The sequence below is a fragment of the Brevibacillus sp. FSL K6-2834 genome (assembly GCF_038592925.1).
In the GTDB taxonomy this organism is placed as follows: domain Bacteria; phylum Bacillota; class Bacilli; order Brevibacillales; family Brevibacillaceae; genus Brevibacillus; species Brevibacillus borstelensis.
The window spans coordinates 1,380,561-1,396,045 of the sequence record NZ_CP151945.1; the positions used below are offsets into that span (position 1 = coordinate 1,380,561).

Genomic DNA, 15,485 nt, shown 5'->3' on the forward strand with positions numbered 1-15,485 from the left:
TTCGGCGGAATAATCGTTAATAAAGAAAGGAGCGAGTGTCATGGGAAAGACGAAGCACAACGGTCCCATTAAGCTTGATACATCCTGGAAACCTTCTATGTGGGCATCTCTGGTTCCAATGGGACTTGGCAAGGTAAAGCCGCATCACATCCGAGATACGGTGAAGGTCATCTACGAGAATCGGGATAACCTCGCATACGCATACCGCATCCTGACGCAGGGAGTGTGCGACGGCTGTGCGCTCGGTGTCTCCGGCTTGTCCGATCAGACGCTGAAGGGCGCTCATCTGTGCACGACGCGCCTGAACGTGCTGCGGCTCAATACGATGCCCGCCATCGATCCGAAATGGCTTGAAAATGTAGAAGAAATGAGGAAGCTGTCCAGCGCAGATTTGCGCAAGCTGGGCCGCATCCCCTACCCGCTCTCCCGCAAGCCTGGTGAAAATCGCTTTGCCCGCATCAGTTGGAACGAAGCCTTAAACCGCATCGCCTCCAAGATCAGAGGCATTTCTCCCAAGCAGCTGGCGTTTTTTCTGACCTCCCGCGGCATAACCAACGAAGTGTACTATACGGCAGCAAAAGTGGCCCGTTTCCTCGGAACGAACAATATCGACAATTCCTCCCGAATCTGCCACTCTCCGAGCAAAACGGCATTGAAACGCTCACTGGGCATCGGAGCGTCCAGTTGCAACTATCAGGACTGGATCGGGACAGATGTGCTCGTCTTTTGGGGCTCGGTGCCAGCGAACAACCAGCCTGTATCCACCAAGTATATGTATGCGGCCAAGAAAGCGGGGACGAAGATCATCCTGATCAACCCGTACCGGGAGCCGGCGATGGAAAAGTACTGGATTCCGTCCATTCCCGACAGCGCTCTGTTCGGCACCAAAATCGTCGACGATTTTTATCAGGTCAATATAGGCGGCGACATCGCCTTTATGAACGGAGTCATGAAGATTTGGTTTGAGATGGAGGAGGCCGAGCGGGGAGCGGCGCTCGATCACGACTTTTTGGCCCATCATGCAAACGGACTGGATGAATTGAAGGCGCATGTCTTGGCTCAGGACTGGGCGGCGCTGGAGAAATCGGCGGGAACGAGCCGGGAGCGGATGAAGGAGTTCGCCGTCTTGCTGGCACGCGCGAAATCGGGAGTGTTCGTCTGGTCGATGGGCTTGACGCAGCACCGTTTTGGCACGGACAACATCTCCCAGGTGGCCAATCTGGCAATCCTGCGCGGCTTCATTGGACGGAAGCACTGCGGCGTGATGCCGATCCGCGGGCATTCCGGGGTACAGGGCTCGGGCGAGATGGGAGCCGACCCGTTCAGTCTGCCCGGAGGAGATTTTGATGAAAAAAGCTGGAGCCGGCTCGAGAAGATATGGGGCTTTTCGATTCCGAAGTGGCAGGGGGACATCGTCGGCGTCTCGCTGGAAAATGCTTTGCTCCCAAACGGCCACGAGCGGAAAACGAGGCTGTTTTACACCAGCGGAGGAAACTTTCTCGAGACGATGCCTGATCCTTCTTATATGAAGAAATGTCTGGAGAACGTCGAGCTGCGGGTGCATCAGGACATCATTTTCAACACTTCTACGCTGGTGGACGCCAAGGAGGAGGTCATCGTCCTGCCGGCGATGACCCGCTATGAACAGCCGGGGGGAGGCACCTCGACCAGTACGGAGCGGATGGTCTATTTCAGCGCCGAGGTAGAGGGGCCGCGGATCGGGGAGGCCCGGGCGGAATGGGAGATTTATGTCGATCTGGCCTGCCGTGTAGACCCCAAGCGCAAGCACTTGATCCAGTTTTCCAGCGCGCAGGAGATACGGGAGGAGATCGCCCTGGCCAATCCGAATTACGACGGCATCCAGCATCTCAAAAAGCGGGGCGATGTCTTCCAATGGGGAGGGGCGTGGTTGTGCGAGGACGGCGTCTGTCCGACTCCCGACGGGCGGGCCAATCTGATTCCGATCGAGCTGCCTGAGCTGCAGAGGCCGAATGGTCAATTTTTCGTCACGACCCGCAGAGGCAAGCAGTTCAATTCCATGGTATATAGTGAGAGAGACCCCTTTAACGACGCGGATCGCTACGACGTTCTGATCCATCCGGAAGATGCCAAAAGCTTGCATATTCGGGAGGGGGAGCCGATCGTCGTGTATAATCAGTTTGGAACGTTTCAGGGCAAGGCGAAGTATGCAGATACGCTTCAGGGAAATATCCAGGTGTATTGGCCAGAGGGGAATGTGCTCATTCCCAAAGGCGTTTACGAAAAGTACGCGGGCATTCCCGAATACAATACGACTGTGAAAGTGGAAAAAGCGGACCGATTTACAGCAGGCAAGGATTTGAAGTACGCGGAAAAGCGGGTGGAGGATCTGGAAGTGGACGTCGGCTAATCGGGCTTGCGATACGCGAGGCAGGGAACATCTAGGAGGAGGAACAAACCATGCGCTTTCAGCGACAAACGATCAGCGTGGAGGAAGCGGTCGGCAGGCTGCTGACCGACCTGGGCAGGCTGGAGGAAGAACAGGTCGACATATACGAATCATACGGACGCATTTTGGCCAGAGATATTACGGCTACGAGCGATCTGCCTCCATTTGACCGCTCCCCGTTGGACGGATTTGCCGTGAGGGCGGAGGATACAGCAGGTGCTACCGTGGAGCAGCCCGTCCCGCTGCAGGTAGTGGAAACGATTGCGGCCGGCGATGTACCGGCAAAGGAAGTGACACCGGGGACGGCGAGCCGGATCATGACCGGGGCGATGCTGCCGCCCGGGGCCAATGCAGTCATCATGTTCGAGCAGACAGAGCAGCCGGGTGAAATGTCGCGGGAGGTCAGAATCAAGCGCCAGCTTGCGCCGGGTGAAAACCTCTCGCGCCAGGGGGAGGAAATGCAGCAGGGCAGCGTTGTAGCCAAAGCGGGCGAGCGCATCAATGCAGGTACGCTTGCCATCCTGGCTACATTCGGCTACGCCCGGGTACCGGTGGTCCGCAAGCCCCGGGTCGGCCTGCTGTCGACCGGCACGGAACTTTTGGAGGTAGACGAGCCGCTCGTGCCGGGAAAAATTCGCAACAGCAATGCCATCATGCTGTCTGCCATGATCGCGGAGACAGGCGGGATACCGGTCCTGTTCGAAGGGCTTCCCGATGAATTGCCGCTCGCCAAGAAGCGCATCGGAGAGTGCCTGGAGCAGGTCGATTTGTTGGTCACGTCCGGAGGCGTTTCCGTGGGGGATTACGATGTCATGGCTTATCTGACAGACGAGCCGGATGTGAGCCTTTTGTTTAACAGAGTGGCGATCCGTCCCGGCAGTCCGACCACGGCGCTGCTCTACCAAGACAAGCTCATCTGCGCGCTTTCGGGCAACCCGGGCGCTTGTTTTCTGGGCGCTCACCTTTTCCTGCTCCCTGTTTTGCGGTCGCTTTTGGGTGAGGGCAAGGTCCAAACGAAGCGGATCAAAGCCTTTTTGGGCGAGACGTACGACAAGCCCTGCCCGTATCCCCGGTATTTGCGGGGGAAGTTGACGGAGGAAAAGGGAAGCTTGTACGTATGGCCTGATTGGAACGACAAAGCGGGAAACCTTTGCACCATGTCAAAAAGCGAATGCTTTGCCATTATTCCGCCGGGAGGCAGAGGCAAGCTGGCCGGAGAGGTCGTCGAGGTCATCTGTCATGTCATGCCGGGCTGGTCGAGGGAGGAGTGACGAATGGCAAGGGAAGCGGTCGTCCTGCAGATCGTGGGCTACTCCGATTCGGGCAAAACGACATTGATGGCCAAGCTGATCCCGCTTATCGAGGAGTCTGGCATTCGTGTAGGCGTCATCAAGCACGACGGCGGGCATGACTTTGAATGGGATCAGCCGGGCAAGGATACGTGGAAGTACAGAGAAGCGGGAGCCTCGCTGGTGACGATCACATCGCGGACAAAAACGGCGATGCTGGAGCAGCGGCCGCTGCCTTTGTCAGAGCTGATCGAGCGGATGGCAGCAGCAGGTGCCGAGCTGGTGCTGGTCGAAGGCTTCAAGCGGGAGAACTACCCGAAAATGGTCGTCCTGCGCCGTCCAGAGGATCAGCAGCTGCTCTCGCTCGTATCGGGTGTGGTCGCTGTGATCAGCTGGGATGCTTTTGCACATCCAGAGGTGCCTGTGTTTTCGGTGAATGACCGGGATCGGGTCGCCCGGTTTGTGCTGGATTATTACGAGGCTGGAAAAAAAGGGACGGGCTGATTGCTACCTTTTACTACGGGCAATCCTTCGAATGAAAATGGGTTGCTGTACAAAAAGGCGTACTTAAAAAGCCGTTCTTAAAAAATCGTCTTCAAAAAGCCGTTGTCCTGCTACTTGGGAAAACGGCTTTTCTTTGTTTCATGCCGCCCGATCCCTGTCTCCCCGTATCCAGTGGTGAGCGTTTACTAATGGATACAGCTTGCGCATCCGGAGGCACATTCTGACGTCAGGCGGATATGTTTGCTCCTTTATCAAATTTTTTCTTCCATCCCAAAATATTTTCTTCCTATAATATAGAGACAGCAAATGAAGACATCCTTGCTTCTACAAAATTTTGGAAATACTCTGCACATGGTGAAACCATTGGGTTACAATGACAGGGGGAGGGGTACATAATGACAAAGCAATTACCACAGCGTTGGGATTTGGATGTGTTTTTTCCAGGCGGAAGCGCCTCGGAAGCGTTTCGTACATTTTTGGGCCAACTGGAAGACGAGGTTGCCGCACTGCGCGCTCAGTTAACACAGAAAGGACTTTCCCTTTCTGAGCCGTCACCGTTTCAAGCCGTACTCGCTACCGTGCAAAGCATTGCGGTTCGCCTGAAAGAAGCGGGCGCGTTTATTTCCTGCCTGACAGCCCAGAACGTCCGGGACGAGCAGGCTACGCTTCTCGGGGGACGGGTCAAAAGTCTGTCCGCTGCGTTTGCCTCCGTTTTGACGACATGGGATGTTCACCTGCTGAACATTGACGAGCAATCATGGAATGCGATCCTGCAGCTACCGGATGTGGAGCCGATCGCCTTTCCGTTGAACGAACGGCGCAGACGGGCTCAGGAAAAGCTGACTCCTGAACAGGAGATGCTGGCTACCGATCTGGCTGTCGACGGATATCATGCCTGGCAAGATTTGTCCAATGCAGTCGTAGGGCGCATGACGATTGAAGTGGAGATCGACGGGGAGACGAAACAACTGTCAGTCGGTCAAGCGGCCAATCTGATGAACCATCCGGATCGTTCCGTCCGCGCTCTCGTATTTGCCAAGTGGGAAGAAGCTTGGGCGAAAGAAGCAGAATTGTTTGCCAAAGCGATCAACCATTTGGCAGGCTTCCGTCTCGCGCTGTACCGCCATCGCGGCTGGGAATCCGTTCTGCGCGAGCCGCTTGACATCGGCAGAATGCAGGAAAAAACGCTCGATGCGATGTGGCAGGCGATCAACAACCGCAAGGACCGCCTGGTTGCGTACCTGGAGCGGAAAGCGAAGCTGCTCGGTGTGGAAAAAGTGAGCTGGTACGATGTGTCCGCACCGATCTCCAAAGAACATAAACAGGTTTCTTATGATGAAGCGGCTGCCTTTATCCTCGAGCAGTTCGGCCGTTTCCACCCGGCGATGGCTGAATTTTCCCGCCGTGCATTCGAGGAAGGCTGGATCGAGGCAGAGGATCGCGCAGGCAAACGTCCCGGGGGTTTCTGCACCAGCTTCCCGGTGAGAAACCAATCCCGCGTATTCATGACTTACGCTGGAACTGCGAAAAACGTATCGACCCTGGCGCACGAGCTCGGTCATGCTTATCATCAGCAGGTCATGAGCGGTTTGCCGCAATTGGCGCAAAATTACGCGATGAACGTGGCGGAGACGGCGTCCACCTTTGCGGAAATGATCGTCGCCGATGCGGCTGTGAAAAACGCTGCCAGCGACAAGGAACGCATCTCCCTTTTGGAGGACAAACTGCAGCAGACCGTCGCTTTCTTTATGAACATCCACGCTCGCTTCCTGTTCGAGACGCGTTTTTACGAGCAGCGGAAAAAAGGACTGGTCAGCGTCGGCGAGCTGAATCGCCTGATGGTCGAAGCGCAGAAAGAAGCCTACTGCGATGCGCTCTCCGAGTACGAGCCGCATTTCTGGGCGTCCAAGCTGCATTTCTATATCACCACCTATCCGTTCTACAATTTCCCGTACACCTTCGGCTATCTGTTCAGCCTGAGCGTATATGCACGCGCGCTGCAGGAAGGGCCCGGCTTTGCCGACATGTACGACGCCCTGCTGCGCGATACGGGGCGGATGACCGTCGAGGAGCTGGCTATGCGCCACCTGGGCGAGGACATTACGACTGTGGAGTTCTGGCAGACAGCCGTCGATCTGGCGGTAGCCGACATCGATGAATTCCTGCGGTTGACGGAAAAAGAGACGGTGTAGGAAACGTCCCAATAGCAAGATCCGGCCGCTGTATGGTCGGATCTTTTTTCGGTGCGGGAACGTTTTCCTTCGATGGGAAGGGCCAGCTTGAGCGTACAGAGACATCAAAAATGTCCTGCTGCCAAACCATTTTTTATCAAAAATAGGAGAAACAAATCATTTCCATATCCGTAAATATTGATATTCTGTTACGTGGAGGTGAAAAGGATGGCTCGACTGGAATACCGTCTGCTTGACGAGGAAAAGGATTATCCGGTTTTGTACTATTACGACGGGATTGACAAGGACGAGATTTCCTTGCGGTTTGCCTGCGATTACCTGGTCAAGGGTCACGTCGTGTTTGAAAAGACGTCCTGCGCGACTGAGCCGGGGTGCTACGTCATTTATGTCCGGTATTCTGCGGAGGAGCAGGCCGTGGACTACGTCGATACAGCGGCAGCACGCTGGGGCAGCACTCAGATTGAGTTGCGCGAGTACAAGGAAGGAACCAATGTATACCCGCTTATACATACGTACTCCTTCAAGGATGACGACGATGTTCTATTGCTGTTGCAAAGCGACTATATTACCTTGAACGGTCGCGAATGGGAAAAGACATCTGCTGAGGTGGATGAAGATCGGCGCGTGTACGTTTATTACGCACGGCCGTCAGCGTAGGAGGAAAGATGATGACACAAACCAAGACGGCTAAAGTAGTCGGACTGTTCGTGGCTGCGGCATTGACGATCAGCGGCTGCTCGTCGGGGGGCTATGACGACGATTGCTATGACGCGGACAATGATGGATATTGTGATGATGGCGGGGGCGGTTCGAGATCGAGCTCCTCTCACTATTACCATTCCAGCAGCAGTAAAGACAAGAGCAGCTCATCAGGCATCAGCAGCGGTTCCAAGGGCGGCATCGGCAGCTCCGGAACGTCCAGTTCGGGGTGAGAGATGACAGCGCCGCACAACATTGATCGGGAACGTTTATACGGTCCTCTGAGGACGGAAGGCGTGTTTACATGGGATTGGATGTACGGCGAAGAATACGCGTTGGCCGACATTCATCTAATCACAAATGCTTTTCGCGAGGAACTGGCCTTGGCGACGAAGCAATTGGCCGTAATTTTCGCAAAAACGGTGCCCGTGCTGCAAAAGGCAGATGACTCTCTGTTGCTTGAGCTGGGTGTGCCGCAACCGGCACTGCGAGCTGTGCGAACCGCCATCCCGCAGATTCCTGCGACGGTCGTAGGCCGTTTCGACTTTGCCCAGACAGCAGAAGGGTTGAAAATGCTGGAGTACAACAGCGATACGCCAACGGGGATTGTGGAAGCCTTTTGCGTCAATGAGCACGTCTGCCATGCTTTTGGAGTAAATAACCCAAACCGGGGGATGGAGAAGAGATTTGCTCCGTCATTTCAGAACATACTGGAAGCTTACAAAGAACGGGGGTACCGGACGAAGCACATCTGGTTCAGCGCGCTTGACTGGCATGAAGAAGACAAAGGGACGACGCAATACCTTCTGGAAAAGTCCGGGTTGCCAGCCCGCTTTGCCGGACTCGAGCAGCTGCGCGTCTTTGAGGACCGGCTGTACGTGCTCGAGGGCGAGGACCTGACACCTGTTGACGTGCTATACCGGCTGCATGCCCTGGAAAAGCTCGCAGAGGAGAGAGACGAGGACGGCTACCCGACCGGCGAGCATGTGCTGCAGCTGATCGCAGATAAAAAGCTGGCGATTATCAATCCGCCTTCGGCCTTTTTGCTCCAGTCCAAGGCTGTTCAGGCCCTGATCTGGAATTTGCATGAAGCGGGCGAGTTTTTTTCGCAGGAAGAGCATGACATTGTTGCAACGTATATGCTGCCGACCTATTTTGAAAACCGGTTCGCGGGCGTTGCCGATTACGTCACCAAGCCTGTCTTTGGGCGGGAAGGAGGCGGGGTCGTGCTGTTCGATGCGGAAGGCAGCGTCGTAGAGAAGGACCAGGAGGAGTTTTACTGGGACCAGCAGATGATCTACCAAAAGCGCGTGGAGCTTCCCGTCGTTACGGTAAGAACATCTGAAGGACAACGCGAAGGGCGGATGCTCTGGGGCTCGTTTTTGATTGGGGGAGAGGCATCCGCGATCATCGCCCGTGTCGGAGGGCCGATCACCAACAACATGTCCTACTATTTGCCGGTAGGCCTACAAGAATAAAGGAGGGAGAAGAGAGCGACATGGACTCACAAGTGGGGTATCTATTAAACTTTCTTTCTTATTTGGCTGTCACCATTCCCATTTTGGGAGTAGGTATTTTTGTATTTACTTTTACGACTCCGTACAAGGAATTTGAACTGATCAAGAATGGATCGCAGACAGACGATCCGAAAAAAATGGCTGCAGCCAAAGCGGCGGCCCATGATCTCGGGGGAAAAATCATCGGGCTTGCGATCGTGCTCGGATCTGCGGTTTACCATTCCGTAAACCTGCTGGACCTTTTGCTCTGGGGGATTGTCGGGGTCGTTTTTCAGGTTCTCGTCTTTTACCTGTTTGAATGGCTCACTCCATTTAAAGTCGTTTCGGAAATTCCAAACGGAAACGTATCAGTCGGCATCTTTGCTTCCCGCTTGAGCATTGCGGCGGGGCTGCTGCTGGCAGCGTTGATCAGCTACTAGTAAAGGAACCGTCAGGGTGTATGCCCCGGCGGTTTTTTTGTCGCTCGTAAATCGGACAGCCCCTCGCTTTCTTAAAGAAACCTTTACCTTGCATTGATTCAGGAGTTACGAATGTTCCGTACAGTTGAGGGAGAGGGAGAAAGAGAAAGGAAATAAGGAGAGCGCTGTTGCAGGAGGCTATGCGTACAGCAAAAAACGTTTGGGAGGGATCGTCATGGATACGGGAAGTCATCTGTTGCTGGGAGTTACTTTGGGGGGCCTTGCCCACCTGAGTCCGGGCGTCGCGAGCGATCCGGTATTGGCGCAAGCGGTCATGGCTGCGACTGTGATTGGTTCAAATGCACCCGACTTTGACACGGTGGTCCGGGTCAAGGGACAGACAACCTACATCCGCTATCACCGGGGGGTTACGCATTCAATCCCGGCATTGTTCCTGTGGCCGGCTGTTATTTCCTTGCTGGTGTCTGCCGGTTACGGTTTGTGGGGTCATCTCTGGCTCTTGTATGGGTGGGCTTTGGCTGCGGTCATCCTCCACGTTTTTCTCGATATGCTGAATACGTACGGCGTCCAGTGCCTGCGTCCGTTGTCACAGCGCTGGGTCCACCTCGACATTCTGGCCATTTTCGAGCCGTTCCTGTTTGTGCTGCATGCGGGTGGGCTGGTATGGTGGATTTTCTTTCACGGAGAGCCGGGAACGATTTTCGCGATTGTCTATCTGGCATCATTCGGCTATATTGCCGTCCGGGCTTGCCAGCATCAGCTGCTGATTCGCCGTGTGAAAGGCCGGTTTGGCCTGGACGGGGTGTATCATGTGATCCCCAGCTTTCATCCGTTTTTCTGGAGGTTTGTCGTGGAAACGGACCGCCACTTCTATACGGGAAAAGTGGAGTATCAGCACATATATGTAGAGGAGGTTTACCTGAAGGAGCAGAGGAATGAGATTATTCGGGCCACGATGGGAGTCGACGGGGTCAGGGCCTTTCTCGGGTTTGCCCAGCGGGTCCATGTGACGTGGAAAGAGATTCACGACGGTTATGAAGTGACCTGGAGCGACGTGCGGTTCTGGTACGATCGCAAGCTTCCCTTTGGCGTGGATGTTCGTCTGGACCGGGAGCTAAACGTCGTTTCTCTGAAAATGGGCTGGCGGAAGAAAATGTGGAATCCGCCGTTTGTGTGACTTGGTGCACGGGAGCTGTCCCGTGTTTTTTTCCGTGTTGTTTCCATCCTCCTTGGCTAATTGCCGGAGCCTTTTTGTCATTGATTGATGTTTGTGAGGGAGAATGTGAAACTCCCAACCTGTTCGTTAAAAAAGGTTGGGAGTATTTATAGCTGGTTGGACGATTAATACGATGAATACCCGATCGAATGTTTTAAGGTAGCTACCGCTGTGTTGTACTGGTAGATGGATTCAACATGCCTTGTCTCCAGCTCCAACAATTCGCTCTCCTGCTGGGCCAACTCCGAAAGAGCCGCCTTCCCGTTGTGATAGTTTGACAGAACGGCGCGATAACGCTTCTCTGCCGATTTTCTGCTTTCAGCGCTTTCCTCCATAGCTTGTCTGGCCGCAACTGCTTTCTTGTAGCTTTCCGCGATTTCCTGATCCGCCTTTGCTTTTGCTCGCTGCAAAAGAAGCTCCGCTTTTTTTCCGTCGTTTCTAGCCATTTTGCCGAGGTATGTACTCAAAGCGGAATAATCTTTGAGGTAATCGATTTTTTCCTGGGCAAATGTTTTCTCGGCTATCGCTTTTACGATGTCCGGGCGTTTTTCGTACGCGGCTTTCTGGATTTCCTCAAGAACGGGCAGTTTGTCATTCGTCAAGTCATCGGCTGCCTCCAGCTTCCACTCTTTGGACGGATTCTCATTCAACAGTTCGTTTAGCTTGGCTAAAGCTTGTTTATGGTTGGTTTCGAGATTTTCGATGTTTTTTTGCGTTTCTTCACTTGGAGCGGAAGACCAGAATTGTCGCTTGATGCTTTTCTTTTGCAAGTCGAGCTGTGCTTTGCCAAACAGCGCGTCAAGGTAAGCTTTTTGCACTTGCAGGCGCAAAGTGTTTTCTTGTGCTTTCATCGCAGCCTGGCTATGGACGAGGTCCTTGCGTGCCTTCGCCATTTCCTCGTACTTCTTTTTTGCCTGATCAAGCGTTTTTATCGAGCCGCTCTTGATGGCGCCTTTTTCTTGCAAAGTCTGGCGTGTCTTGTAATAGGTTGAATCGGCATCAAGCCGCAGCATGGCCAGATCGATGCTGTTGTTTAGCGCTATGTCTTCAGCCTGAGCAAGCGTCAATGCTGCTGCTTTTGCCTGTTCAGTCTGGTTTCGTGTGAATGCCGCTGCCTCAGCCTGTTTTGCCTGGTTTACCGTTGACGGCGCTGCATCCGTCTGTTTAACCTCGCTAAGCGCTGCTTTGTCTGCGCTAGCTTGTTCGGCATGTGCAGCAAACGGAACACCAAGAGCGATGTGCGATCCCGACAGGAAAGCGGTGATCAAGGTTGTACTGTAAAGACGTTTGATAACTGTAGATTTCATATGAGACCTCCAAAGTAAATATATGATAACGATTATCATTATCAATATCGTGTTTAGTATATATTTTCCTGTTCACATTCGTCAACATGAAAAACGCACTCACATTTTAAAAATTAGCAGATAACCAGTCGCATCACGTCCTTGTAATGCCAGATGCAAAACGGGAAGGACGCCAGGGATCCAGTGCTCCTATTGACAAAAAACAAACAGGAGGGGTAAAGTTGAATCATCAAATAAATATTCGATGGTGATCGAATGAAAAATATGTATTCTATAGATATCGAATTCTCTCCTGTGTACGAATGTATAACCAGCTTTTATGCATACACCCATCAAAAGGAAGTGAAAAGCTATTTTCTCGAACCTGCCTGGAGAGAAAAAACAAAACAACTGCTGCCAGCGTCCTTTGCTGCAGAACTGGAGGATGAGCGCTGGGAGGTGCTCCACCGGATCGTTCTTTTGGCTGCACAGTCACCCCGAAAGGAGACGGTCGGCGAATTCCTTGACTGGCTGGGCTCGCTGCCTGCCGGAGAGATGTATGAGCGGATGGCACCGTGGGTCGACTCTATTCCACTCAATTTGGGAGAAATTCGTGATCGCTCCTTGAGGCTTTTGTCTAGCTGGAATGAGCATTACTTTTCCCGTCAGGAGCAGGCTGTTTTGGCTTCTTTGAAAGAAAGCGCGGGATACTTGCGGGAGCGGGCAAAGAGCATCGAGGCGCCGTTCTTGATCGATGAAGCGACAAATGGCATCTGGATCGAGCCGACAGAGAGTCTCAAACGCGTCGTGCTTGTTCCTCAGGCTCACTGTACACCGACCACGATTCTTGACTTTTATCGCGGCATGGCGACGGTCTTGTACCCGGTCATTGACGGAGAAATTGTGAAACAAAACCCAGTGAGGCAGCTATTGGCGACTACCCAATGCCTGGCTGACGAGAAGCGCCTCCTCATCCTTCGTACGCTGGCCCAGAAAACATGCACATTGAGCGAATTGCAGGCAGCAGTCGGGCTCGCCAAAAGCACCGTTCATCACCATGTCACGGCTTTGCGCAGGGCAGGCCTGATCCGCGCCCACTACGCTGACAGTACAACGGTGCAGGGCTATAGCATACGGGACGCGGTCTTTGCCAAACTGCCTGACATGTTGTCGCAATACTTCTACGATGGAGGAAGCGAGCGATGAACAGGCTGAAAGAAGCGTGGGCCGCCCAACATCCCGTTGTCCATCTGCTGATGGCAGGCACCGTATTCGTCATGCTGACGCAGTCGATGAGCATGCCGTTTTTGGCGATTATGCTGAGCGAGACGACGTCGCTGTCGCCTGCAGAGATCGGCGTGATTATCGGTGCCGGTCCCTTGGCCGGAATGGTCGGAGGATTTCTGGGCGGCCTGCTGTCCGACTTGTTCGGTCGCAGAAAGCTGATGCTTCTGTCCATGCTTTTGATGGCAGTCGCTTTCGCCGGATTTGTCGTCACCAACGACCCGTTCATACTCCTTCTCAACAGTATTTTGAGGGGATTGGCCAGCGCCTTCTTCGGTACCGTATCCAAAGCGCTGATGGGAGATTTGACACCGGAGGACAAGCGGTTTCGCGTCTTCGCCAACCGGTATTTGGCGATCAACCTGGGCTTCTCCATCGGGCCGATGCTGGGGGCTTTTCTCGGAATCGCGGGCAGCGGCTTCACGTTTGTGCTGACTGCCATGACCTATTTGCTGTTCGCCGGATTGCTCTCGTATGTTTGCAAAAAGTACCGGGTAGGGGACGCGCCCGGCCAGTTGGCGGAAAAACCGCAAGTTGCAAAGATGTGGCAGGTGCTTGGCCGCGATGTCGTCCTGCTGATGTTTGTGCTCGGAGGCGTACTCTTGGTTACGGTACATGGCCAGATGTCCGTCACACTCTCTCAGTATCTGCAGCAGAACATCAAGGAGGGCGTGGCTTTATTCAGCGTGATGATGAGCGTCAACGGAGTGACTGTTCTGCTGCTGCAGGCCCCTTTGACCAGATGGGCAGAGCGCTTAACGCTGTTTCGCCGGATGGTCGGGGGAGTGCTCTTGATGGCTGCAGGCGAGGTTGGCTTTGCCTTTTCCCAGGAATGGAGCTCATTCATCATTGCGATGATTGTATTTACTCTTGGTGAAATACTGATCGTTCCAGCAGAATACGCCCAGATCGATCAGATTTCTCCCGCACACATGAGGGGAACCTATTATGGAGCGCAAAGCTTTAGTGAGTTGGGCAATTTTTTGGGCCCGTGGGCCGGCGGCATGATTTTATCCACTTATGGGGGACCGGTCATGTTCCTCGTCATGGCGGCACTTGCCCTCATCAGTCTCGTGTTTTTCGGAGCGGGGCGCAGTCTTTACGAAAAGAAACAGCGCAGGTTGGCCAGTCCAGTATCTGCAGGTTGAGCCGGACGAACGATGCCAACGTGAGATATTGGTGTAATATCGTATGCAGTGCCAAATAGATTACGAACGCAGTACGGCATGCAGAGTCGAAGCCGAATCAGAGCCATATGCAGCACCGAATCCGTCACGAAAGCCCGGACTTTTTCTGTTCGGGTTTTTCCTGTTTGTCCGACAGGGAGCATAGAGTAGTAGAAAAAGAGAAAAGGAGGTCGCAAAGATGCAGAAACGGATGGAGGAAGACGACACAGCAGCCGTTTCTTGGGGAAAGGGGATCGAGCAGGCGTCGTTTCTATTTTTGCGGTTCGTAACCGGACTGGTTTTCTGGGCGCATGGCCTTGCGAAGCTGAAAAAGGGGATGGAGCCGGTCGGAGAATCGTTTGTCGGCTACGGTTTGCCGGAATGGCTGGCTTATCCTGTTCTGGCCGTGGAACTGCTCGGAGGAATGGCGTTGATCCTCGGTATCGCCACCCGCTATGCGGCATGGGCGCTGGCAGCCATCATGATCGGTGCCATTGTTACGGTAAAATGGCAAAACGGCTTGATAGGAAGCGGAGGCAAAAGCGGGTATGAGCTTGATCTGGTGCTGCTGGCGACAACTCTCTACCTGGGTGGTCGAAGGCAGAAGCCGCGGATAGCAACGGACTAATGAGTCGTTTTCTGGCAACAGCTTTTATCGTTTCAAAGGCCTCCCGACTGTTCTGCGACTTGGATTGGGATGTGCATGAAGACGCGAAAAAACCGCCAACGTGTAGCGGTTTTTATCGGTACATCGGCTGCTCCCACCATCCGAGCGAAACGATCAAATCGACAGCTTCTCCCTCCCCGGGAAAATAAAATAGCAGAGCTGTACCGGGACCCAGTATCCAATGGCCGGTTTTTTCGGCGGCGACGGATGAGCTGGGAGAGACGACCCGCGTAGCCGAGGCAGTGCCGTTCATGGGAAGCGGGCCGGTATCGTAGACGATCTGACCTTGGGGCTGTGGACAGGGGGAGAGCTGCACAAATCCGGGTGTGACGAACTGGGATACGGTAGGATTGCCGAGAGAAGCGGCTTTGCCGAACCAAAGCTGCGCTTCAGCCGGATAGGCGGCAGAGCGGTTCGTGATTACATACTCATTTACGAACAGATGGACTTCAGAGCGGAGCGGATTGACCAGCGCCGCCCAGGCAGAAGTGCCGCCCCCCGCTGTCAATGGTTCGGTCTGGCCGAGGTAGTATTTGCATTGCATGGCCATGGCCATGGGCAAAGGGATGCCAACGTTCGCATCGGGATGTTCTTCGGCTGTCTGTCCTGGATAGGGGTAAAAGCCCATTTGCATGTACATATCTGTCATGCCGTAAAAGTAAGGCGGCTGATGAGAAAACGGGTGTTTTGCCATCCGGTTCGCTCCTTCGGGGAAACTCACCTACAGGATATGGCAAAGGCCCGGGTGCCGTGCTAGGCATTTTCGCTGAAGATGTCAATTCCGCGTCTGCTCAAAATCGCGGCAGCCTGGCGAACAG

General features: G+C 53.9%; 14 protein-coding genes. 12 read left to right on the top strand and 2 right to left on the bottom strand.

Going from position 1 to position 15,485, the window contains the following annotated elements; translation table 11 throughout:
• The first annotated feature begins 40 nt into the window (after positions 1–40).
• The 9 genes from NST96_RS06950 to NST96_RS06990 all read left to right on the top strand — a co-directional run bounded on the left by NST96_RS06950 (position 41) and on the right by NST96_RS06990 (position 10,225).
• Entirely contained in the window at positions 41–2,389 is a 2,349-nt protein-coding gene (locus tag NST96_RS06950; protein WP_003388191.1) for an FdhF/YdeP family oxidoreductase, read from the top strand.
• Positions 2,390–2,439: 50 nt separating this feature from the next.
• On the top strand, positions 2,440–3,699 hold the full coding sequence (glp, locus tag NST96_RS06955; protein WP_171505776.1) for a gephyrin-like molybdotransferase Glp: 1,260 nt from the start codon (positions 2,440–2,442) through the stop codon (positions 3,697–3,699).
• Between the two features lie 3 nt (positions 3,700–3,702).
• Entirely contained in the window at positions 3,703–4,221 is a 519-nt protein-coding gene (gene mobB / locus NST96_RS06960) for a molybdopterin-guanine dinucleotide biosynthesis protein B (protein WP_342405822.1), read from the top strand.
• Positions 4,222–4,616: 395 nt separating this feature from the next.
• Entirely contained in the window at positions 4,617–6,413 is a 1,797-nt protein-coding gene (locus tag NST96_RS06965) for a M3 family oligoendopeptidase (protein WP_024983519.1), read from the top strand.
• A 207-nt stretch (positions 6,414–6,620) separates the two neighbouring features.
• A complete protein-coding gene (locus NST96_RS06970) occupies positions 6,621–7,070 on the top strand; it encodes a hypothetical protein (protein ID WP_171505778.1) in 450 nt (149 codons plus the stop codon).
• A gap of 11 nt (positions 7,071–7,081) precedes the next feature.
• On the top strand, positions 7,082–7,345 hold the full coding sequence (locus NST96_RS06975) for a hypothetical protein (RefSeq protein ID WP_003388186.1): 264 nt from the start codon (positions 7,082–7,084) through the stop codon (positions 7,343–7,345).
• Positions 7,346–7,348: 3 nt separating this feature from the next.
• Positions 7,349–8,590 (top strand): glutathionylspermidine synthase family protein, encoded by a 1,242-nt coding sequence (locus tag NST96_RS06980; protein ID WP_342405826.1) that lies wholly within the window; start codon positions 7,349–7,351, stop codon positions 8,588–8,590.
• A gap of 20 nt (positions 8,591–8,610) precedes the next feature.
• Complete coding sequence (locus NST96_RS06985) at positions 8,611–9,048, top strand: DUF350 domain-containing protein (RefSeq protein WP_003388183.1); 438 nt, start codon at positions 8,611–8,613, stop codon at positions 9,046–9,048.
• Between the two features lie 214 nt (positions 9,049–9,262).
• On the top strand, positions 9,263–10,225 hold the full coding sequence (locus NST96_RS06990; protein ID WP_031932164.1) for a metal-dependent hydrolase: 963 nt from the start codon (positions 9,263–9,265) through the stop codon (positions 10,223–10,225).
• A 164-nt stretch (positions 10,226–10,389) separates the two neighbouring features.
• Here the strand turns inward: NST96_RS06990 and NST96_RS06995 are convergent, their stop codons facing one another.
• Complete coding sequence (locus NST96_RS06995) at positions 10,390–11,571, bottom strand: TolC family protein (protein ID WP_003388181.1); 1,182 nt, start codon at positions 11,569–11,571, stop codon at positions 10,390–10,392.
• Positions 11,572–11,826: 255 nt separating this feature from the next.
• Here NST96_RS06995 and NST96_RS07000 point away from each other — a divergent pair, with 255 nt between their 5' ends.
• From NST96_RS07000 to NST96_RS07010, 3 genes are all read left to right on the top strand, one after another.
• Positions 11,827–12,756, top strand: coding sequence for a winged helix-turn-helix domain-containing protein (locus NST96_RS07000; RefSeq protein WP_003388180.1), 930 nt, complete (start codon positions 11,827–11,829; stop codon positions 12,754–12,756).
• Positions 12,753–13,982 carry an MFS transporter gene (locus NST96_RS07005; protein WP_031932166.1) on the top strand — a complete coding sequence of 410 codons (1,230 nt, stop codon included), beginning with the start codon at positions 12,753–12,755 and terminating at the stop codon, positions 13,980–13,982. The genes NST96_RS07000 and NST96_RS07005 overlap by 4 nt, the downstream gene beginning before the upstream one ends.
• Positions 13,983–14,199: 217 nt before the next feature.
• Entirely contained in the window at positions 14,200–14,628 is a 429-nt protein-coding gene (locus tag NST96_RS07010; protein ID WP_081924304.1) for a DoxX family protein, read from the top strand.
• Between the two features lie 112 nt (positions 14,629–14,740).
• Here NST96_RS07010 and NST96_RS07015 read toward each other — a convergent pair whose 3' ends face one another.
• Complete coding sequence (locus NST96_RS07015; protein WP_003388177.1) at positions 14,741–15,361, bottom strand: DUF6143 family protein; 621 nt, start codon at positions 15,359–15,361, stop codon at positions 14,741–14,743.
• Between the last annotated feature and the right edge of the window lie 124 nt (positions 15,362–15,485).